A 22,162-nucleotide genomic window follows, 5' to 3' on the forward strand; every position below is an offset into this window, starting at 1 on the left:
GCTAACAATACTAAGCATTACCTGTCTTCTTCGTCGGCTAAGCCTACCGTTTTGCATGGTTTCACATGCGCTTTACGAATGGTTGGTGCAGGGCTCGTGAACTGAGTGATGAGAACGCGGTTACTGCCGCGCCCCCACGAGATGCGTCTGTACCCCGACCATGCCACCCTGCTCGATGCCATCACAGGCGGTGCCGTCGACCTCACCGAGCTTGGCCCACTGCCGTTCCTGTTGGCGCGCGAGTCTATGCCTCACCTGCAGGCGGTGGCGAAGCAGATCGCCGCCTAAGCGGCGCAAAACCATGCCGAATGATACGCGCCAATACTGCTCGCCAAGCGCGCTCGATGCCTTAGCCATTGACGCCTTAGCACTGGACGCCTTGGCGCTCGACATCAAGGCATGGGGACAGGCGCTCGGCTTCCAGCAGGTTGGCATTGCCGACTGCGACCTTGCGCAGGCTGAGACCCGGTTGCAACACTGGTTAGGCGCATCGATGCACGGCGACATGCAGTACATGGCCCGGCATGGTCACAAGCGCACACGGCCAGCGCAGCTGATGCCTGGAACCCTGTCCGTGATCTCGGCGCGGATGGACTATCTTCCCGAACATCAGCAGGCCATCGACGCGGCACTTGCCGACCCAGCCCGCGCCTTCGTCTCACGCTATGCGCTCGGTCGCGATTATCACAAGGTGCTGCGCGCACGCCTGAAGCGCCTGGCGCAACAGCTCGAAGACCGCATCGGCGCTTACGGCTGGCGAGTCTTCGTCGACTCTGCGCCGGTCATGGAAAAGCCCCTGGCGGAGAAGGCCGGGCTCGGCTGGATCGGCAAGCACACCAACCTGATCAATCCGGATGCCGGCTCTTGGTTCTTCCTCGGCGAGATCTACTGCGACCTACCGCTGCCGCCAGATCAACCCGCGCGCGCGCACTGCGGCCGCTGCCAGACCTGCATCGATATCTGCCCAACCAAGGCCATCATTGCGCCCTTCCAGCTCGACGCGCGGCTTTGCATCTCCTATCTGACCATCGAACACTTCGGGCCAATCCCGGAGGCGTTGCGCCCGCAGATGGGCAATCACATCTATGGCTGCGATGATTGCCAGCTCTGCTGCCCCTGGAATCGCTTCGCCCGGCTGACCAACGAGACCGACTTCTTTGCTCGCCATGGGCTCGATGCGACCACCCTGATTGAGCTCTTCAGTTGGGATGAGACCACGTTCCTGTCGCGCACCGAAGGCAGCGCGATCCGCCGCCTCGGCCATGAACGCTGGCTGCGCAACATCGCTGTCGCCTTGGGCAATGCGCCCAGTTCCGAGGCGGTCCGCAGAGCCTTGCTAGCTCGCCTCAAGCACCCGAGCGCCCTGGTCCGCGAACACGTCAGCTGGGCTCTAGCCCAGCATCGTCTGTAACGACTCGTGCCTCTTCAATCGATACCATCCCATCGAGGTCGCCATCGCCGCGGCCTGCTTCCGCTGCTTGTGCGCGTTGCGCTCGCAAGCGCCATCATTGCGACCATCACAGCCATGCTCAGCCAGCCGCTGATGGCGACAGAGGATCACACCCAGAGCGCCTTGGCACCCTTGCCCTCGGTGGTCAGCACCAACCTCTGCGCCGACCTACTGCTGCTGCGTCTAGCCGCACCTGAGCAGATCTTATCGGTCTCGTATCAGGCGCAAGACCCTGCACAATCGCCGATGGCGCCCTTAGCGAACCACTATCCAGCCAATCGCGGAACGGTCGAGGAGCTGCTCTACTTTAAGCCCCAGATCGCGCTGACCTATCTGGGATGGTCTGGGCGCCCACATGCCGAGCTATTGGCGCAACAAGGGATCGAGCTGGTGCCAATCCCCTACCCCCGCGAGATCGAGGATGCCCTCTCAATGACACTGACGATCGCCCATGAGATCGGACGCGACAGCGCTGGACAGCAGCAGGTGTCGCAGGCCAGGGCTCGAGTCAACAGCCTTGCTGAGCGCGCGGCATCTTATCGGGCGTCACAGACGAGTCCGGCGCCCGGCGCGCTCTATCTGCGCCCCAATGGCGGCACTGCTGGCAGCGAAACCTATGTCGACGCGATGCTCCAGCTGATCGGCCTGCGCAACCTGGCGGCGGAAAACGGCATCCGCGGCTGGGGTAGCCTCCCACTCGAGCAGCTCGTCGCCGATCCGCCCGATCTGTTCTTGCTCGGCTACTTCGATCAGTCACAACCGCAATCGAAATCTCGCTACGGACGCCACCCGTTGTTACGGCGTCTGCTCAAGCAGGTGCCAAGCATCCAGATGCCGAGCAGCAGCGCCTGGGGCTGTGGGGGACTCGAGCTGATCGATGCCGCCGAGTTCATCGCCGATCGCCTCGCGACGATCGAGCGCGAGCTTGAGCCTTGAGCCTGCACCAGATGATGATTGAACCTGAGCGAGAGATGATGGAACTGGCACCTGAGGTGGCGCGGTGAACAGGAAAACACCACGGGTGACCAGGTGAGCGCACGCCGACAGACAACGCCGCTGACCGCTAGAGCGGCGACGCTCAATCTCGGGCTGCTGCTGCTCCTGCTCGGGCTGAGCCTGATGTCGCTGCGCTTCGGTGCAGCGCCACTGTCCCTCAGCGAAGTGGTTGCCGGGCTGTTCGGCAACGGCCCGGACACGCATCAGCTCATCGTGCAGCAGATTCGCTTACCCCGGGTCTTGCTCGCCTGGCTGGTCGGGCTCGCGCTGGGCGCCTCAGGCGCCGCGCTGCAGGGTCTGCTGCGCAATCCGCTGGCCGAGCCCGGTCTGCTCGGCATCTCCTCGAGCGCTGGCCTGGGTGCGGTCCTGACCCTGTACTTCGGTCTCAGCGCGCTCAACGCCTGGGCGCTGCCGGCGGTGGCGATGCTGTTCGCATTGATCGCAACCCTGTTTCTCTACGCACTGGCCCGCGCGGGCTCCTCGAACCTGACCCTGATCCTGGCCGGCGTCGCCGTCTCGGCGCTGGCCTCCGCGCTGACCTCCTTGGCCTTGAACCTGGCGCCGAATCCCTACGATGTGCAAGACATCGTGCTCTGGCTGCTGGGCTCGATCAGCGATCGCAGCTTTGCCGATGTGCAACTGATCCTGCCCTTCGTGCTGATCGGCGTGCTGCTGCTGCTCGCCTCCGCGCCAGCGCTGGAGGTACTTGCCCTCGGTGAAGCGGAGGCCACCAGCCTCGGCGTCAATCTGCCACGGCTGCGGGTCTTGATCATCCTCGGCACGGCGCTCAGCGTCGGCGCCTGTGTCGCGGTCACCGGCGCCATCGGCTTCGTCGGCCTGGTGGTGCCGCACATGCTGCGCCGCTTCGTCCACTATCGACCGGGCCAACTGCTACTGCCGAGCGCCTTGGGTGGAGCCATCTTGGTGCTCACCGCCGATATTGCCCTGCGGCTGATCGGGACGCCAAAGGAGCTTCAGCTCGGGGTGGTCACGGCGCTGGTCGGCGCGCCCTTCTTCCTGGCCCTGGTGCTGCGCTCGCGGCGGGATATGCTATGAATGTGCTGCGAATCGAGGCGCTATCCGTCCAACTCGGCGGCCGAGCGCTGCTGAAGGACATCGATCTGGAGATCAAGCGCGGCGAACTGTTTGGTCTGATCGGCCCGAATGGGGCCGGTAAGAGCACGCTGGTCAAGGCCATCGTGCAGCTGTTGCCCTCTAGCGGAACAGTCAGCCTCGATGGTCAGCCGCTGGCGCAACTGTCAGCGCGCGCGCGCGCGCAGCGGTTGGCCTATCTGAGCCAGGACGACCGCCTGCAATGGCCGATCAGCGTCCAAAATCTGGTCGCGCTCGGCCGGCACCCCTACCGCGGGAGTTGGTGGCGCGGCGCAGGGCTAGGCAGCGCTGGGCTCGGCGGCCGCAAAGGCGGCAATGCCCAGGCCGAGGCCGACGAGCGCGCGATCGAACAGGCGATGCAGGCGACTGACATCTGGTCACTGCGCGAGCGCCGCGCCGATGAACTCTCCGGCGGTGAGCGCGCTCGCGCCCGCCTGGCCCGCGTGCTCGCGGTGGAGGCCGATGTCCTGCTCGCCGATGAGCCGGTCGCCGCGCTCGACCCGATGCATCAGCTTCGGGTCATGGAGCTGCTGCGCGCCCGCTGCCATGCCGGACAGACCGTCGTCGTCGTCCTACATGACCTGACGTTCGCAAGCCGCTTCTGCGATCGTCTGCTGCTGCTCGATCAAGGCGTCGCGGTCGCAAGCGGGCAGGTCGAGACCGTGCTTAGCCCCACGCATCTCGCCAGCGTCTATGGCGTGCAAGCGATCATCGGCGAGCATCAGGACGGCGACCAGGTGCACCGTTACATCGTGCCCTGGGCTTGCCAGCCACCCAACGCAAGCAAAGCCTCAAGCGTTTGATTCAGGGCAACTCAGCCGCGGCACAACCAGGGCAGCAAGCCCCGCTGCATGATAATCTCCGAGTGTCATGCTGGCACGACGGCAAAGACTGTCAGGTTGTTGCAACGGTATCCGAGCGGTACCCTCGGCAATCGACTCGCTCAGCAACACCAATACGAGCCGAAGAAACCACCACTCTGAGCCACGACAACCGAATCCGGGCTGATGCAGCCATTGCCCAGGCTGCGATCGACGTGGGCACAGTACCCCCTCACTGCTGGTCCGCGCACGCGTGCGACGGCAAGATTCATCGGAGCTGACAATGCGCATCCTTTTTGTCCACCCCAACTATAGCGCCGGCGCCGCCGACATCGCCGGCAACTGGTCACCAGCATGGGTCGCCTATCTGGCTGGCTATCTGAAGCAGGGCGGCTACACCGATTATCACTTCGTTGATGGCTTGGTGGACAACCTCGACGAAGAACAACTGCGGGTCGCCATCCGTGACGCCAAGGCCGACATTGTCGCCACCACCGCGATGACGCCGATGATCTACACCGCGCAGCGGCTGTTGCAGATCGCCAAGGAAGAATGCCCTAACGCCATCACGGTGCTCGGCGGCATTCATCCCACCTTCATGTATCAACAGGTGTTCGGCGAGGCACCCTGGATCGATGTCATCGTGCGCGGCGAGGGTGAGGCGGTAACGCTGAATCTGGTGCGCGCCATCGACGAGGGCCGTTGGCCGGCAGAGCGCGAGAAGATCAAGGGCATCGCCTATCTGAACGAGGATCAGCAGGTGGTCGCCACCCCGGTCGAGCCCTCGATCAAGGACGTCGACTCGATCTGGCCAGACTGGGGCATTCTCGACTGGAAGAAGTACATCTACATCCCGCTCGGCGTCCCGGTCGCAACGCCGAACATGGCGCGCGGCTGCCCGTTCACCTGTAGCTTCTGCTCGCAGTGGAAGTTCTGGCGTGACTATCGCGTGCGCGATCCAAAGAAGATGGTTGACGAGATCGAGGAGCTGGTGAAGGTCCACGGCGTCGGCTTCTTCATCCTTGCCGACGAAGAGCCGCAGATCAACAAGGCCAAGTTCGTCGAGTTCTGCCAGGAGCTGATCGATCGCGATCTCGGTATCCATTGGGGCATCAACACCCGTGTCACCGATGTGATGCGCGACGAGGATCTGTTGCCCTTCTATCGCAAGGCTGGACTGGTGCACATCTCGCTCGGCACCGAGGCCGCCGCGCAGCTGAACCTGGATCGCTTCGTCAAGGAGACCACGATCGAGCAGAACCGGCGCGCGATCGAGCTACTGCAGGAGAACGGTATCGTCACCGAGGCGCAGTTCATCGTCGGCCTCGAGAACGAGACCCGCGAGACCCTGGAAGAGACCTATCAGATGGTCATGGACTGGGGCGCCGACATGGCCAACTGGTCGATGTATACCCCCTGGCCGTTCTCGGATATGTTCGCCGAGATGGGCGACAAGGTCGAGGTCTTCGACTACTCCAAGTACAACTTCGTGCAGCCGATCATGAAGCCGGACAGCATCGACCGCGCCGAGCTGCTCGATGGCGTCATGGCCAACTATCGCCGCTTCTACATGAAGCGGATGCTGTTCCAGTATCCCTGGGTCAAGGATCCTTTCCGTCGCAAATACCTGATCGGCTGCATCAAGGCCTTCTTCAAGAGCGCCTATGAGCGCAAGTTCTACCAGCTTGGTCAGCAGAACTACTGGGGTCCGCTGTTCAAGAAGCTGATCAGGTTCGACTACGACAAGAGCAAATCGAAGATCGTCGAGCCCGATCACAACGCCTGGAAGCAGGCGCCAGCCGCTAAGCGTCCGGCGCTCGGCACCAGCCAGGCCGTGCCCATGGCCTGCGGCGGTGGCAATCAGCAGATGGAAGACATCGAAATCGGCGGCGAGGCCTCGCCGAAGTGCCAGCCGGGTGGCTGCGGCGGCGGCATCAAGCCGGCGTCCTCCTCTGCCACTGTTGCGATGCCTGAGTTGCAGACGAGCAAACAGCGCGAGGCGGTGGCCGAGGAGGCTTAGTCGTCAGCGTCCATCTTAGATCGTGCCTGCCGAGAGCCCCGCGGCAAGGCGCGACCTTGTATCATTGGGGAGCCGTCTTTTGAGAGGATTCGCCATGACTGAACTCGCTTCTCTCTATCAGACCGACTACCCCCAATGGACGCAACGTAACGCCGAATTCCTTCCCGAGCGCTTGCCCCTATACCATCAAGCAACTGCTGGATGATGGCTTTTTTCCCGATCGGTGATCGGGGTGAGTAGGCGACCATCAATGCCAGACACCGCACCGACGATCGACCTTCAGCTCCCCCCGCTGCTCGACCATGGCCCACGCCGCGCGCGGACCCTGATGATCCAGGGCACCGCCTCCGATGTCGGCAAGAGCCTGTTGGTCGCCGGCCTCTGTCGCGCCTACAGCCGGCGCGGGCTTGCCGTGCGTCCATTCAAGGCGCAGAACATGAGCAACAACGCCGCGGTGACCGCAGACTCCGATCGACCGCCCGACGCCAATGGCGAGCAACCGCGCGGCGAGATCGGTCGTGCCCAGGCCTTGCAAGCACGCGCCTGCGGCGTCGCCCCTTCGATCCACATGAACCCGGTGTTGCTCAAGCCGCAGACCAACGTCGGCTCGCAGGTGGTGCTGCGCGGGCGCTCGCTCGGCAACTGCCCGGCGCGCGTCTACCACCAGATGCGCCAGGGCATGATGCCGGCCATCCTCGACAGCTTCGAGCGCACCTGTGCCGAGGCCGATCTGGTGCTGGTCGAGGGCGCCGGCAGCGGCGCCGAGATCTATCTGCGCGACTGCGACATCACCAACATGTACTTCGCCGAGCAGGCGCGGGTGCCGGTGATCGTGCTCGGGGATCTCGACAAGGGCGGCACCATGGCCTCGCTGGTCGGCACCTGGCTGCTGCTCGATGAGGCCGATCGCGCGCGCGTGGTCGGCTATCTGGTGAACAAGTTTCGCGGCGACTTCTCGCTGTTCGAGCCGGCCTGCGACACCATCACCCGGATCACCGGCTGGCCCTTCCGTGGCGTGTTGCGCTGGTTCGAGGGCGCCGCGCGCCTGCCCGCCGAGGACTCGCTCGCGCTCGAGCGCCCCGCCGAGGGCGACTGGGCGAATGGCGGCGGCAGCATCAACATCGCCGTGCCACGGCTGTCGCGGGTCGCCAACTTCGACGATCTCGACCCGCTGGCCGCCGAGCCGGCGGTAAACCTGCGCTGGATTCAGCCCGGCGAGCCGATCCCGGCGACCACCGACGTCGTCATCCTGCCCGGCTCCAAGGCCACGCGCGTCGATCTGGAGACCTTGCGCCGCGAGGGTTGGGACATCGACATCCTCGCCCATGTCCGTCGCGGCGGCCGCCTGCTTGGCCTCTGCGCTGGATTTCAAATGCTCGGACAACGGGTTCACGACCCCGAAGGCATCGAAGGCGAGCCCGGCGAGACGCGCGGTCTTGGTCTACTCGACCTCGACACCATCATCGGCGGCGATAAGCGCCTGCTCGACCTTGACCAGACCGACCAGCGCAGCGGCTGCCGCGTCACTGGCTACGAGATGCACATGGGGCGAACCGGCGGTGCCGGACTTGAGCGCCCCTGGCTGCTGCTCGAGGATAGCCAGGGCGGCGTCCGGGCCGAAGGTGCCATCTCCGCTGATGGCCGTGTGATGGGTGGCTATGTGCATGGCATCTTCGCCAGCGATGGCTTCCGCGCCCACTGGCTGGAGCAGGTCGGCGCGCGCGCCGCCGCGCTCGACTTCGAGCAACGTATCGAAGCAGCGCTCGACGCCCTGGCTGATCATTGCGAGGCCAATCTCGATCTTGACGCCCTCCTCGCCCTCGCCTGCTAGGCTGTTTCTCAACTCGCAGGCAACCTAGCCCTTACGGGCCGTGCCAAGGCGGGCAGGCCGCCCACTACCTGTGGCGGCCGCTCCCCGCCGCAATCTCCGAAACCACCGGTCGCCGACCAACTGGATCACGAAAGTTGACGGTACCGAACAGTTGCCGCACCCCGTCAAGATCTCGTGCCACGGAACTCTGCATCGCCGCAACCCGACGACTGACGTCTCTCATCGAGGCGAGACTCAGCGGCACATCGATCTTCTGCCCGCTTCGAGTTTGCGTAACGCGACTGACCATAATGAGAACCTCTATCCCGATGCTAGCAATCGACTAATCCTCCCTAAACTTGACAGCTCGAGTCCTGATAAGCAAGGTCTCTTAATTCTTCTTCATATAAAGGGACAGGCGCAGCTAAATTTCATAGCGCAGCACCACTCTCGAGCATGAATCTGGAACATGAATCTGGAACATAAATCGCGTGAGATTCACGTTAACAGCGCCTCACGCCAAAACTTTACAAAGCTTCATTTTCCAGCACTTGTCGGCCGACAGCGCTCAGTGTTTACTTAGGTATAGCGGGATGATACCTTCCCAGACACGATCATCCGCACGAGGACGGAGGATAATGATCATGAACTTTCAGGGGCTCTTCGAAATGGATGTAAAGCACCTAGGTGCGCATCGTGATAATCATCCTGATCATCAGTCGGAGTTGGCTGGTGGCGATTATACAAAGTCGGCTTACTATCAGGCGCTGATTGAGATATCAGTGTCGCGAATTCCCAGAAATACCCCAACCATCATCAAGCCTCATCCGTATTTAGATTTTGGATGTTCGCCACTGGCATTGGCGACCTTACTTGGTGAGCCCGAACTCAATCTCTACACGATCAAGGAGCATCTCTTATTCTATCGGATTGAAACAGCGGGGTATAAGCAGAGACTCGAATTTCATTTTCATCAATCACGCCTCTTCTACGTTAAGCGCAGTTTCTGCAAACTCAGCTTGAGTGATGCCAACGAGGTATTTTGCGCTTTGAGAGCCAAATATCTCGATGACAGATTGTTTGATCCCGAAAATGAAAAGATCATTGACCCACAAGGCAATGAGATCTTTGCTCGTGATAACGATGTACTGCAACTCGAATACCTGCGCGCGCATCACTCTACCTTCGGCAGTTTGTGAAGCATACAAGCGACCACTTAACAATCAACATGCCGGCTTTTCCAGCCCCAGTGCATGACCGCTCAGCCCACACCAAGATAGCCGCGCCGCTCGTCCCCCGCCATTCAGCGAGCGGCACATGCGGGGCAGCCCCCACTCTTGCAGCCTTGCCCGTTGACAACACCACTGATGCAAGAGCCCGCGCGGCGCAAGGGGGCCCTTATTTACCATCGTCGAGTTCCAGGTCGACTATTACTGCTTTATTAGATAAGGCTCATACGCAAATCGGCTTAGAGCCGCACATCCGCCCCATCCGCCGGCAGCACATATTTCAGATCGTAAAGCACATGCTCCGCCTTGCCGAAGGCCCGGAGCCCTTGTTGGCCTAGCGCCTTGAACTGATCATGCGCCACGGCAACGATCACGGCGTCATAAGCCCCCTGTGCGGGCTGCGCGGTCAGCTCGATTCCATACTCATCTCGCGCCTCCTCCGCTGAGGCCCAGGGGTCGTGCACATCGACTTGGCACTGATAGTCTTTCAGCTCGTCGATGATGTCTACCACCCTGGTGTTGCGCAGGTCCGGGCAGTTTTCCTTGAAGGTGAGGCCGAGCACGAGCAGCCGGCTGTCGCCGATGGGGATGCGTCGACGCGTCATGGCCTTGATCAGTTGCCCGACCACGTAGGCGCCCATGGTGTCGTTGAGGCGCCGCCCGGCAAGGATGATCTCGGGATGGTAGCCGATGGCCTGGGCCTTGTGCGTCAGGTAGTAGGGATCGACGCCGATGCAGTGGCCGCCGACCAAGCCGGGGCGGAACGGGAGGAAGTTCCATTTGCTGCCGGCGGCTTCGAGCACGGCCTGGGTATCGATGCTGAGGCGGTTGAAGATGATCGCGAGTTCGTTGATCAGCGCGATGTTGAGATCCCGCTGAGTGTTTTCGATGACCTTGGCGGCTTCGGCCACCGCGATGCTCTCGGCCTTGTGGGTACCGGCGGTGATGATCGCACGGTAGAGGGCATCGACCTGCTCGGCAATGGCGGGTGTGGAACCGGCGGTGACTTTTTTGATGGTGGTTAGGCGGTGTGCCTTGTCACCGGGATTGATGCGCTCTGGGCTGTAGCCGCAGAAAAAGTCGCGGTTGTAGGTCAGGCCGGAATGTTGCTCGAGCACCGGTACGCAGTCATCCTCGGTGCAGCCGGGGTAGACGGTGGACTCGTAGATGACCAGGTCGCCGGGCTTGAGCGCCTGGCCGACGCTGGCGCTGGCCTTGAGCAGCGGGTTGAGGTCGGGCCGCTTGTAGGCGTCGATCGGCGTGGGCACGGTGACGATGAAGATTCTGCAGGCGCGCAGGGCCTCGGGGTCGCTGGTGTATTGCAGCTGTTGTGCTTCGGCGAGATCCTCTGGGGTGGTCTCGCGGGTGCTGTCGGTGCCGGCTTGCAGCTCGGCGACGCGGCCGGGTTTGATGTCGAAGCCGATGACCGGGCGCTGTTTACCGAATTCGACCGCCAGCGGAAGGCCGACGTAGCCCAGGCCGATGATGGCGATAGGGCTGCTTGGGTCAGTGAGGTAGGCGTGGGTTGGGTCCATGGGGCGGTGCCCTAGGTAAGCCATAGGATAAGCCAAAGCTGCCGCGATGCCCCGGTTGATCTTTTTGATCTTTTTGGGGACATTTGTTGATGCTTGGACACCTTGGCTGGATTGTGTTGGCGAGTGAGTTCATCAATGAACTTGCTCGCCATTTAACTGTTCACGCTCGCTGATGGCAAGGGCTTTTGCCCCTAAAGCATACTCAACCGGCCGCGATTTTAACGCGCGCTCAAAGCGCGCCAGGGTCCGCGGGCACGGTTGCAACAGGCGGCAGATCATGACCTGCGGCGCATCCCGCGCCGCAGGCGTTGGATGGCTTCATGCAGCTCGCATCGGTCGCTTCATGCGCGATCGCGCTAGCGTGCTGCCGGACTGATGATCGAGCCGCCTCCACCACCACCCTCGCCGACGCTACTGGCCAGCGTGCTCACCAGCTCAGCGGCCTCTCCAGGGCCAGTGTCGCCCCCTAACCCAGCCTCATCGCCCCCAGCGGCAGGCATGACACCGGCCAGATCGGCTTGGATGTTGGCCAGCTCTTCGGCCTCAGCGACGCGCTCGTTGAATTCGGGTACGGCGGCGCTGACGGCGTCGTTGGTCTGGGCGAACTGGACCGCCTGCTCGGCGATCTCGGTCCCTGTGAGCGTGACACCTTGGCTCTCGGCCGAGCGCATCGCTAGCGTGACCACGCCCACTACATCCGCTAGGGCCTGCCCAACGCCATTAGGATCGGTGTCAGCAACCCCGGGATAGGTCAGTACGCGGGTCGCTGACCGAGCGACGTCGACCGCCGCCTGCGGATGATCGATCGCTAGCACTTGCGCGCGCGCGACCACGGCACGCGCGGCAACGGCGGCATCGGCTGGCGCATTCACTGCCAGCACATCGAGCGCTCCTTGCAGCGCATTGATCTGATCCGGTCCTGGGTTCTCACCGAGGGCCTCGGCGATGACCTCCTCGAGGTTCCCATCAACAATGGCCTGGCTCAGGATCTCAGGCGAGATGACGACCTGAGCGCTGACAGATTCAGCGCTTGTGGCCGCTGTTTCGAGCCCGGGCTGGGCTTGGGCGCTGATGTGAACGCCAAAGGACATCAGCATGCTCAGAAGCGGAACAGCGATGCGGAGGTTCTTCATTAGGGCACCTTCGTTTTAGCGGTAACCGAGATTGTCAGAGGAAGCCCTATTATCTAATGAAGCCTAGGCCGATAAAAATGAAGAACGGTGAAGATGAAGAACGATGAAGATGTTTACAAAACTTCATCATTGAGTGCTTGTCGATCGCCAGCGCTCCGTGTTTATTTACTTGGCGCCTGATGAAGCCTTCTCGGACCGAGACGATTGACCGTTTCTCCAGAAGCAGATCCAACCTTGGTTAAAGGGGCACTGTTTTGCGAACACGTATTAGCAGCCTAGCGACTGCCTTCGCCTGCCTACCGCTCATTGTGCCCCTCGCTAGGGCGCAAACTGATCCCGCCGAGATTGCCTATGATCTCAGCGTCATGCAGCGCCCACTGAATCATCAAGACCCTGGATTTCTCCGCTTGGGCGGATGGACGCTGACGCCACGCCTCGACTTGGGCCTGCGCTACGACGACAACATCTACGCAACGCCAAACGATGAGATCGATGATCTCATTACCGCCATCGTCCCCGTCGCAAGCCTTGCTTCGAATTGGAATCGGCACCAGGTCGAATTTGAGGCTGGCGGCAACCTCGGTCTTTATGAGACCAACAGCGACGAGGATTATCACAATTACTACTTCCAGAACAGCACTGTTCTGGATGTCGTACAGGGCACCCAGCTCTCCACCGACCTGCTCTACCGCCATGCCTCCACGCCGCGGTCTTCATCGTCCAACATCGGTGCCGCCAAGGAGCCGCTCACCTATGATCAACGCGCCGCCAGCCTCGGCCTCAAGCGCGACATCAGCATCTTCACGCTGAGTCTCAGCGGCGGTATCGAGCGTCTAACCTACGCCAAGAGCCAAGCCATCGGCGGCGGCACCCTCAACAATTCAGACCGAGACCGAACTCAGACCAATCTCGGCATGCGCCTAGGCTATGAGCCCATTCCCACGGCCACGGCCTATCTCGGAATCGGTTACCAAGACGTCGACTACGACGACTCCACGCGCTTTGGCGGCCCCAACCGCAACAACAGCGGGTTCAGTATCGATCTGGGTGCAAGCAAGACCATCAGTGATCTCTGGGTCATTGACCTCGCCGTTGGCTATCAACCACGCAATTTTGCTGACAGCAGCCTTGAAGACATCAGCGGCCTCAATGCGCTGACCCTGCGCGGCGATGTCCTCTGGAATCCAACCGCGCTCACCTCCGTCATGGGCACGCTCTCGCGCCAAACCTATGAAACCACCGAGGCCGGCGCCTCAGCCATCGTCAGCACCTTTGGCGCCCTCAATGTCGAACACCAGCTCTTGCAGTCGCTCGTCATCACAGCCGGACTCGACTACAACGACAGCGAATACGACGGCTCCTCCCGCAACGATCGCGATTTCGGGCTCAGCACCGGACTCAATTACACACTCACCCGCTTCGCCAGTATTCGGGCTGAGTACAGCTATCGCGAGCGCGATAGCACCGACAACAGTGCTGATTACGACAAAAATCTAGTGCAGATCGCCTTACGTCTGAGTTTTTAAACCTCTAAATCTTAAAATCTTTAAACTTCCAAGCCTCGACAAACGATATGGACAGAGTGCGACACGCCATCACCCAACCACCGGCTCGGTTCAGCCTGCGGCCGATACGACTCCTGCTCGGCCTATTGCTGCTGATCACGGCTCAATCCCTCATCGCGCAGGACGCCGATTATCAACTGGGACCCGGCGATAAGCTACGCGTCACCGTCTTTGGCGAGCCCTATCTTTCCGGTGAATACAACGTCAGCGCCAATGGCTCGGTCGCCATGCCCTTGATCGAGCCCGTTGCCGTTGGTGGTGGTACCGTCTTCGAGGCCCAACAACTCATCGAGCAAGCACTGCGCGCTGGCTTCTTCGGCAATCCAAGCGTCGCCGTCGAGGTGCTCGACTATCGCCCTTTCTTCATCATCGGCGAGGTCAAAAAGCCGGGCAGTTATCCCTACATGGCCGATATGACCGTCTTACACGCGGTCGCCATCGCCGGTGGATTCACGCCCCGCGCGGCCAAGAATAAGATCATGGTTCAGCGCGGCGACAAAGAGATCGGCCAGGTCCGCAACACAACGCCGATCAAGCCTGATGACGTCATCACCGTTAAAGAGCGATTCTTTTAATTGAAACCTGAAAACGTATGGACGTCGCCCGCAGGTCCGCCATTACCGACCGTGCCACAACGGCCTTCAACCGCAATGGACACTGCCCCTGCCAACCCGGCAGGCGCCGAACTCATCGACATCCGCGAGTTACTGAGTGTGCTCTGGCGGCGGCGAGTCGTCATCCTCGGCACGGCCATGTTCCTCTGTCTGCTGGCGTTCATGGTGCTGGTGCAGCTCACCCCGCGCTATACCGCCTCGGCCCTGCTCAGCCTGCAGACGCGCAGCGAATCCGTGATCGATATCCAAGCCGTCATCTCCGGCTTGTCGGCCGATGCCAGCGCCATCCGCACCGAACTCGACATCATCTCCTCACGTCGACTCGTCAGTCAGCTCGTCGAGCGGCTCAACCTGATCAACAATCCGGAGTTCAACGCCGCGCTGCGCGATGAGCGCTCGATCTTACAGTTCCTCGACCCGCGCACCTACCTCTCCTCAGACTGGCTGATCGCATTGGGGCTGAAAAGACCCGCCGAGCCCCTGAGCGAAGAAGAGCGCCTGGCGCGCGAGCGCGCGAGCGTGGTCAATGCGGTGAGCAGCGCGCTGACAGTCACAAACCCCAAGCTGTCTTATTCGATCAGCATCGACTTCGAGACCGAAGACCCAAAGCTGTCCGCACGTCTGGCCAATACCCTGGCCGACATCTATCTAGACGACCAACTCGAGGCCAAATACGAGGGCACTGAGCGCGCCACCAACTGGCTCAGCACCCGCATTGCCGAGCTGCGCAAGCGCGTGCAAGACGCCGAACAAGCCGTGCAGGCCTACCGGGAACAATTCTCCATCATCGAATCCGGCCAAGGCACCATCAGCGAGCAGCAGCTCGCTCAGATCAACATGGACCTGGTCAACGCCAAGACCCAGCTCGCCGAGGCACAGGCACGCTATCGCCAAGTGCTGGCTCGTGGCCAAACCAGCGCCGTTGCCCTCGCCGAGGTCTTGGATTCCTCGATGATCCAAAACCTCGGCCAGCAAGAGGCGCAAGTCCGCCGCAAGCTCGCCGAGATCTCCGAGCGCTACGGCCCGCGCCATCCCGACAGCATCGACGTCCGCTCCGAGCTGCGCGACATCCGTAGCAAGCTCGATGAAGAGGTCAAGAAGATCACCCAAAGCCTCGAGAACGAGGTCCAGGTCGCACAGGCCCGGGTCGCCGCCCTCAGCGAAAACCTCGAACTCCTCAAAGACGAAAGCGCTGACCTGCAAAAGGCCAGCATCCAACTGCGCGAGCTCGAGCGCGAAGCCGAAACCAGCCGCGTGCTGCTCGAGACCTTCCTCGCCCGCTTCAAAGAGACCAGCAATCAGGACCAGATGCAGCAGGCCGACGCCCGCATCATCTCCAAGGCCCAAGTACCCACAGGCCCCAGCTTTCCCAACAAGAAACTGATCCTGGCCGTCGCCCTCGTGTTATCGCTGATGATCGGCCTGGGCCTCGCCTTCCTGCTCGAGGCTCTAGATAACGGCTATCGCACCCCAGAGCAGCTCGAAAAGGCACTGCACATCAAAGGGCTAGGCATGGTGCCAAAACTCAGCCCACTCAAGCTCAAAGGCCAAGAGCCACACCAGTACGTGCAGAGGAAGCCCACCTCCTCCTATGCCGAGGCCTTGCGTTCGGTGTACACCTCCATCGCCTATGCGTGCCCGGCCGGCGAGAAACCAAAGCGCCTGCTAGTCACCTCCGCGCTGCCCAATGAAGGCAAGAGCACCTTCTGCCTCAGCTTTGGGCGCCTGCTCGCCCTGGCTGGCAATAACCGCGTGCTGCTCATCGAGGCCGATCTACGCCGCGGTAAGATCGGTAAGACCCTGTTCAATAGCGCCGCCGCCGACAACACCGATGTCCTCGCCGCTTATCTGACCGGCGAGGTCACGGATTGGCGCCAATGCCTGCAGACCGACCCCGCCAGTGGTCTCCACGCCCTGACCTCGAGCGGCAACATCGAGCATCCACAGACCCTACTGCAGTCCGACAACATGCGGCGCCTGCTCGACGAAGCTGGACAAGACTACGACCTCATCCTCGTCGATACCCCACCGTTGCTGGCCGTCTCAGACGCGCTCCTGCTCAGCCACCAGGTCGACGCCGCCGTCTTCGTCGTCAAATGGGAATCCACCCCCCGCGATGCCGTGAAGCATGCCTTGGCCCTGCTCCGCAAGGCCCATGCCCCGGAGGCCGGCGCCCTGCTCACCCAGGTCAACTTGAAAAAACACGCTTACTATGGCTACGGCGACTACGCCTCCTACTACAACCGCTATGGTAACTACTACCGCAACTAAGCACTGGACGCCGGGCGACTCCGTGCGCGCAACCTTGGTCGCAGCCATCGCCCTCGCCTTATTCTTACTTGCCGGCAACCAACTACTCAGCCAGCTCAGCCGCATCCCCGCCAACAGCTATTTCGAGCAGCAGCAGGCACGCTTCACCGATAAAGAACAAGCGCAGGCTGTCCTCCGCGACAGTGCTGAGCGTTATGCACGCATCCCGCCGCAACGCCGTGGCGCACAAGAATGGCGCCGCCTGGCCAGCACAGCACTCCTGCTGCGCCAGTACAGCCATGACCCACAGACGCGTGAACAGCAACACGCCGCCATCCACAGCGCCCTCACCGCCAGCCTGGCTCGCGCCCCGGTCCAGCCGCTGGCCTGGGCCTACCTGGCCAACCTGCGCCTGCCACCGGCCGGCGACTGCGCACAGGCCATGGCCGCCCTGCAGCAGTCCTACCGGGTCGCGCCGATCGAGCCCAACCTCCTCACCTACCGCCTCGAGCTTGCCACCCACTGCCCCAGGCACTGGAACAGGGTCTTACTCAAACGGCTGCGCACCGACGTGCAATCGGCTTACCTGGGGCCAGCGAAACACGGAGTCCCGCGCGCGATCATCACCTGGGTCAGCAATCGGCATCGCCGAGCCACGCTGATCAGACAGTTGCTCAGAGACCAGCCCCAGGCCCTGGCCCAATTCGAGCAACAACTGACGCGCGCCACACAACACTAATGATCTTTCTTATTGATCGAGCAGCCCATCCTTCATCTTTCTTCATGGACCGCTATTCTTCATCCTTGATTTACATGTCTTCATAAACACTATCTTGATTAAGCTTTAGCATAGGCCAATAATCAGTCTGTCACAGCGCATCATCAGCTTGCCAGACCAAAGGCAGGTCGTTTCTCGTCGGTAATGGAGAAGGAGCGTCATGCAATTATCATCAACGATAGCCATGCCCAAGCAATGGCCGATCAGTTGGCAAAAACCAGCCTGGATCAGCCGACCAAACTATCTACTGTTCCTTGCCGATTCAGTAGCGCTCATCCTCGGCGGGCTGCTCTTCTTCCTCATCCTGCTTCCCGAATCCAACCAGGCCACCTGGATTCGCTATGGCGGCGCCATACTCATCGCCTGGATCGCCTTTGCAACCTACAGCTTTGCCAGTAAATTCTACGACTGGCGCCACTTTGCCGAACAGATCGCATGTACCACCAAGGCGTTCGCCGCCATCCTGGTAGCCTTTGGCACCCTGCTGCTGATCGGTTTCATCCTCAAGTGGACCGATGACTACTCTCGTCTCTGGGTCGGCAGCTGGCTGCTGCTCTTCACCTTCTACGTGCTCGCCAGCCGCGTGGTGCTGACCTGGTACCTGGCCCGAACACGGCAAGGCCAGATCCTACACCGCCGCGCCGTCATCGTCGGTGCCGGCCCCCAAGGCCAAAAGGTCTATCAGCAGCTCAACAGCTTCAAAGGTCATGGGATTGACATTGTTGGATTCATCGACGACCGCGAAACCCGACATGCCATGCATCGCGCCCCCGATGCGCCTCTACTCGGCGATACCGACATCATCCAGTCCTTGGTTGCAAATCAAAGTATTGATCTGGTGATCATCGCCCTACCGCGCACCGCCGTCGCACGCATCCATCAACTGGTACAAAAGCTCTCCCATTGGGCCGTCGACCTCTACATGGCGCCCGACCATATCGAGCTCAGTTACGCCGATCGCCCGATGTATCGCATTGGCGGCATGCACGTGCTCAGCCTCAAAGACCGGCCCATCAGCGACTGGAGCGCACTGCTCAAGCGCGCTGAAGACCTCGCCATTGCGATACCTGCTGTCATGCTCTTACTGCCGCTGCTTGGGCTCATTGCTCTGGCGATCAAGCTCGAATCGAAAGGCCCGATTCTCTTTGTTCAAGAACGGCTCGGATTCAACAACAATCTAATCAAGATCTATAAATTCCGCTCCATGTTTGTCGAGCAGACCGATGCCCATGCCGATCAACAGACCCAGCGGCACGACCCACGCGTGACACGAGTAGGCCGTTGGATTCGCCGAACTAGCCTCGACGAGCTGCCGCAATTGTTCAATGTCATTGAGGGCTCGATGTCAGTGGTTGGACCCCGCCCCCACGCACTGAATACGAAAGCCGGAGGCCTGCTGTTTCAAGAAGCCGTCGACGCCTACGCCAGCCGCCATCGCGTCAAGCCCGGCATCACTGGCTGGGCCCAATGCAACGGTTGGCGCGGCGAAACCGACCATGTCCACAAGTTGGTCAAGCGCGTCGAGCACGATCTCTACTATATCGATCACTGGAGCCTCTTCCTTGACCTGGTGGTGCTGCTGAAGACCGCCAAGATCCTGGTCAGCCAACAGCAAAACGCTTACTGAATCGCACTCCAGAGATCATTGATGTTGACCCGCAACAAAGACCAGTTCGACGACGACGCCCCTAGAGTCGTGATCGTCTCACTCTGTTATTGGCCAGAAAAGGCAGGTGGTGCGCCACCCGTGCAGCAAATGGCCGAGGCCTTTGTCGCCGCCGGCGCCCAGGTCACTGTCTTGACCACTCGCCCGTCCTATCCCGAGCAAGCCATCTTCCCGGACTATCGAGACGGCGCGCGCGATCGCGAAACCCACCAGGGAGTCTCGATCATCCGGGTTCCAGCACCGCCCCAGACCGGCGGTCGTCTGCGATCGATCCTCATGGCCGAGGGTCTGCATGCGCTTGGCTCCTGGTGGCACCTTGTCAGACGCCCCAAGCCAACCGTTGCCATCGCCATCTGCCCCTCCATCTTGGCCGTGGCCGCCATGCAGCTAGCAGTGCCCGCGAGCACCCGCCGCATCGCCATCGTGCACGACATCCAGTCCGGCCTCGCCCAATCGCTCAAGATTACGCGGCCATCGCCGCTGACCCAACTGCTCGAACGCCTGGAACGCATCGCCCTCAATCGCGCCGACCAGATCGTGACCCTGTCCTCGGCCATGAAGACGACGATCGAAAGGCTTGGGGTGCGCACACCAACCAGCATCATCCCACCCACCGTCGACGACCAACGGATTTATCCGCTGCCCGAGCCACCGGGACCCATTACCCTGCTCTACAGCGGCAACATCGGCCGCAAACAGGGCCTGGACCAACTCATCGACCTCGCCGAGCAGCTACAGCACCAACAGCCCCAGGCCAGACTGATCATCCGTGGCCAAGGCAACTACCGCGAGACGCTCCAACAACATGCCGAGGCACGCAGCCTCAACAATCTGCACTTCGAACCCTTGCGACCAGCCGAACAACTCAACGCCGGCTTAGCTGAAGGTCACATCCACTTGGTACCGCAAGAACCCGCCGGCGCAGCCTTTGCCGTGCCGAGCAAGATCTACGCAATCATGGCCGCGGGCCGCCCCTTCATCTGCACTGCCGCCCCCGGCTCACCGCTCGACCAGCTCCGCTACGAAACCGATGCCTTCGTCACCTGCGCACCGAATCAACCACAAGCGCTAGCCGACGCCGTTTATCTGCTGAGTGCCGACCCGGCCGAGCGGAAGCGTTTGGGACGGAATGGGCGTGAGTATGTTGAGCGGCATGCTGGGCGTAAAGCCGCAAGCGGTGACTATCTCACACTTATCGCCAAACTGAAAAATACTGAGGCAAAGAATCTAAATCATGCCTACAAAGGCATTGGTTAAACTATGCCAAAATAATCAATTTTCAGCACTGAAAAAACATGAACACCATCAAGCAGTATTTTTATCCGGAAACCACCGTCAGGGGTTTCTCATCTGTCGACAGAACCATTCAATTCTATCAGAGAGTCAATGCGTTGCTAAGAAAGGATATGGTCGTTCTCGACCTTGGCGCTGGGCGTGGCGCAGCTGCATACACAGAAAGGTCAGAGTATAAAAAAGCGCTGATGACACCTACCGGGAAGTTCGCGACTGTCATCGGCGTAGATATCAAATGCTGAGCCAGCATATTTTGGCTCATCTGAATCGGCATGGTTTATGATGAAAATACTATTTCGCCTAACACCTGAAGCATTTGGAGCAATTTGGAACATTTTCGTCAAAAAGAAATAAAACCAGGCATCAATACGTGTAGTTTGAGCAGATTTCAGGCAAGACAGTGAGTGTAGCACCTCAACAGTCCATGGCGCATCACCAACAAATGCCTAATCAAAGCCTTTAGCAACTCGATAAAGCCTTGGTTTTTACAATGAGCAACCGCTCGCCTGCAAACAAGGCCCCAACCCTCGCAAGCACGAAATCTTCGCTACTGCCATTTCAGCATCATCATAAAACTAATCTTTAACAGTTACCGCCTGATCATAAAATACAGAATGGGTGGACTAGAGGCAATTGGCATCTAGGAGAAGTTCACCCGATGTGCAGCAATTTGCTAAACGCACCTAATCACGCCGTCACCGAATCCCGTTTATAGTTATGATTAAGTTGTGACTATCGTATTCGGCACAGGTGTTCCATCATCAGTCAAAAGAAAGATTGTCATTAGCGCAAATGCATCGCCGAAATTGATCAGTTGCGGAATAAAAAAACCTGAAAATAGCCACGCGCACCAGCATCCAATCCTCAACAGGTCTCGACGATTCCATTCGTGCCGGACCCGCACCACACATTGCAATAAACGCGCAAGTATAATGACAAAGAAGAGCGCGAATAATAATACACCATTCTCAAGCATATAATCCAAGATACCATTATGCGTCGGGAAATAAGCGTTGCGATTCCGAAAACCATAGCCAAACAGCGGACGTTGATTGATCTGGGGGTAAAAGTCAGAATACATATCCAAACGCCCACTGAATCCACTACCAATACCACGTGAAGGATCATCAGTTTGCAGAAGAGTCTGCAGGAAATAATCAAATCCTATGGCTAATATAAAAACAACAGCAGAGAAACTAATCATCAACAGTAGAAGCTTAGTCATTGACAATCTCAGATTAACCGCCAACGCATCCGAGATAATGACTAGAGTTATCGCTACGATCGCATAACGAGAAGAGACAATGGCAGAGAAAAAAAACGCGATTGCATACATAACCCAGCGTAGATTACTAGATGAACGAGCAGCAAAATAGGTAGCAGCTAGGGCAAAAGCTCCAGTAAAACCTGGGTGAAGACCGCCAATCCAACGCCCATCAGGAAAACCATGAACCATAACAAGGACAAGCAGTATGGCAATAAGAGCACTAGATAATGCAAAGTAATGTTGACAACTAAAAACTCTATTAGCATGCATCGCGACCAGAACGAAAACTAAAAAAATTATAGAGTACCCCGAAGCTTCAAGGTTCAACTGAATTAGATTTATAATAAAAATAGCGAGCGCAAGTACAATAATTAGAAAATTCGCAATACTGCCTTTAATGACACTGATAGTCTGGCTGAACATTCTAACCAAGATCAACAATGCAGTAGCCCCAAACAATGCCGCAACGGCTAGCATCATCGACCGGGATCGTTCAATCTCGACCAACACACCATCAACGTATAGTCGCGGCGGTGCAGTCAATGCTTCATAAAATAGCGCTAACACCCAAAAAAATATGACTACTGCTATAACCTGCCTAAGAGAAATTCTCACGTCCATT

The 22,162-nt window shown here is 59.7% G+C and carries 18 protein-coding genes; 15 read left to right on the forward strand and 3 right to left on the reverse strand.

Going from position 1 to position 22,162, the window contains the following annotated elements; translation table 11 throughout:
* Window positions 1–108: 108 nt before the first annotated feature.
* From CCR96_RS12490 to CCR96_RS12525, 8 genes are all read left to right on the forward strand, one after another.
* Window positions 109–288 carry a hypothetical protein gene (locus CCR96_RS12490; protein ID WP_201220440.1) on the forward strand — a complete coding sequence of 60 codons (180 nt, stop codon included), beginning with the start codon at window positions 109–111 and terminating at the stop codon, window positions 286–288.
* Window positions 289–301: 13 nt separating this feature from the next.
* Window positions 302–1,411, forward strand: coding sequence for a tRNA epoxyqueuosine(34) reductase QueG (gene queG / locus CCR96_RS12495; protein ID WP_201220441.1), 1,110 nt, complete (start codon window positions 302–304; stop codon window positions 1,409–1,411).
* Window positions 1,412–1,543: 132 nt separating this feature from the next.
* Window positions 1,544–2,386 (forward strand): ABC transporter substrate-binding protein, encoded by an 843-nt coding sequence (locus CCR96_RS12500; protein ID WP_201220442.1) that lies wholly within the window; start codon window positions 1,544–1,546, stop codon window positions 2,384–2,386.
* Window positions 2,387–2,479: 93 nt separating this feature from the next.
* Window positions 2,480–3,502: a FecCD family ABC transporter permease gene (locus CCR96_RS12505; protein ID WP_338035873.1), complete on the forward strand. Its 1,023-nt coding sequence runs from the start codon at window positions 2,480–2,482 to the stop codon at window positions 3,500–3,502.
* Entirely contained in the window at window positions 3,499–4,362 is an 864-nt protein-coding gene (locus CCR96_RS12510) for an ABC transporter ATP-binding protein (protein ID WP_201220443.1), read from the forward strand. Before CCR96_RS12505 ends, CCR96_RS12510 begins: the two co-directional genes overlap by 4 nt.
* Before the next feature lie 301 nt (window positions 4,363–4,663).
* On the forward strand, window positions 4,664–6,400 hold the full coding sequence (gene bchE / locus CCR96_RS12515) for a magnesium-protoporphyrin IX monomethyl ester anaerobic oxidative cyclase (protein WP_201220444.1): 1,737 nt from the start codon (window positions 4,664–4,666) through the stop codon (window positions 6,398–6,400).
* A gap of 250 nt (window positions 6,401–6,650) precedes the next feature.
* Entirely contained in the window at window positions 6,651–8,231 is a 1,581-nt protein-coding gene (locus CCR96_RS12520; protein ID WP_201220445.1) for a cobyric acid synthase, read from the forward strand.
* Window positions 8,232–8,848: 617 nt separating this feature from the next.
* Window positions 8,849–9,409: a hypothetical protein gene (locus CCR96_RS12525; protein ID WP_207191951.1), complete on the forward strand. Its 561-nt coding sequence runs from the start codon at window positions 8,849–8,851 to the stop codon at window positions 9,407–9,409.
* Between the two features lie 269 nt (window positions 9,410–9,678).
* Here CCR96_RS12525 and tviB read toward each other — a convergent pair whose 3' ends face one another.
* Together tviB and CCR96_RS12535 are read right to left on the reverse strand one after the other, a co-directional pair.
* On the reverse strand, window positions 9,679–10,974 hold the full coding sequence (gene tviB, locus CCR96_RS12530; RefSeq protein WP_201220447.1) for a Vi polysaccharide biosynthesis UDP-N-acetylglucosamine C-6 dehydrogenase TviB: 1,296 nt from the start codon (window positions 10,972–10,974) through the stop codon (window positions 9,679–9,681).
* Window positions 10,975–11,330: 356 nt separating this feature from the next.
* The gene (locus CCR96_RS12535; protein WP_201220448.1) at window positions 11,331–12,065 is read right to left on the reverse strand and encodes a hypothetical protein; all 735 of its coding nucleotides are present in this window, start codon (window positions 12,063–12,065) and stop codon (window positions 11,331–11,333) included.
* A 407-nt stretch (window positions 12,066–12,472) separates the two neighbouring features.
* Between CCR96_RS12535 and CCR96_RS12540 the strand changes: the two genes are divergently transcribed.
* The 7 genes from CCR96_RS12540 (at window position 12,473) to CCR96_RS12570 (ending at window position 20,515) form a co-directional block, all read left to right on the forward strand.
* The gene (locus tag CCR96_RS12540; protein ID WP_201220449.1) at window positions 12,473–13,633 is read left to right on the forward strand and encodes an outer membrane beta-barrel protein; all 1,161 of its coding nucleotides are present in this window, start codon (window positions 12,473–12,475) and stop codon (window positions 13,631–13,633) included.
* Between the two features lie 47 nt (window positions 13,634–13,680).
* Window positions 13,681–14,247, forward strand: coding sequence for a polysaccharide biosynthesis/export family protein (locus tag CCR96_RS12545; RefSeq protein WP_201220450.1), 567 nt, complete (start codon window positions 13,681–13,683; stop codon window positions 14,245–14,247).
* 75 nt (window positions 14,248–14,322) lie between these two features.
* On the forward strand, window positions 14,323–16,557 hold the full coding sequence (locus CCR96_RS12550) for a GumC family protein (RefSeq protein WP_201220451.1): 2,235 nt from the start codon (window positions 14,323–14,325) through the stop codon (window positions 16,555–16,557).
* A 22-nt stretch (window positions 16,558–16,579) separates the two neighbouring features.
* Entirely contained in the window at window positions 16,580–17,275 is a 696-nt protein-coding gene (locus tag CCR96_RS12555) for a hypothetical protein (RefSeq protein ID WP_201220452.1), read from the forward strand.
* Window positions 17,276–17,474: 199 nt separating this feature from the next.
* Window positions 17,475–18,941: an undecaprenyl-phosphate glucose phosphotransferase gene (locus tag CCR96_RS12560; protein ID WP_201220453.1), complete on the forward strand. Its 1,467-nt coding sequence runs from the start codon at window positions 17,475–17,477 to the stop codon at window positions 18,939–18,941.
* Window positions 18,942–18,962: 21 nt separating this feature from the next.
* Window positions 18,963–20,237, forward strand: coding sequence for a glycosyltransferase family 4 protein (locus CCR96_RS12565; protein WP_201220454.1), 1,275 nt, complete (start codon window positions 18,963–18,965; stop codon window positions 20,235–20,237).
* 38 nt (window positions 20,238–20,275) lie between these two features.
* On the forward strand, window positions 20,276–20,515 hold the full coding sequence (locus tag CCR96_RS12570) for a hypothetical protein (RefSeq protein ID WP_201220455.1): 240 nt from the start codon (window positions 20,276–20,278) through the stop codon (window positions 20,513–20,515).
* Between the two features lie 479 nt (window positions 20,516–20,994).
* Here CCR96_RS12570 and CCR96_RS25325 read toward each other — a convergent pair whose 3' ends face one another.
* The gene (locus CCR96_RS25325; RefSeq protein WP_201220456.1) at window positions 20,995–22,155 is read right to left on the reverse strand and encodes an O-antigen ligase family protein; all 1,161 of its coding nucleotides are present in this window, start codon (window positions 22,153–22,155) and stop codon (window positions 20,995–20,997) included.
* Window positions 22,156–22,162 lie beyond the last annotated feature (7 nt).

The organism is Halochromatium roseum (assembly GCF_016653315.1).
GTDB lineage: Bacteria > Pseudomonadota > Gammaproteobacteria > Chromatiales > Chromatiaceae > Lamprobacter > Lamprobacter roseus.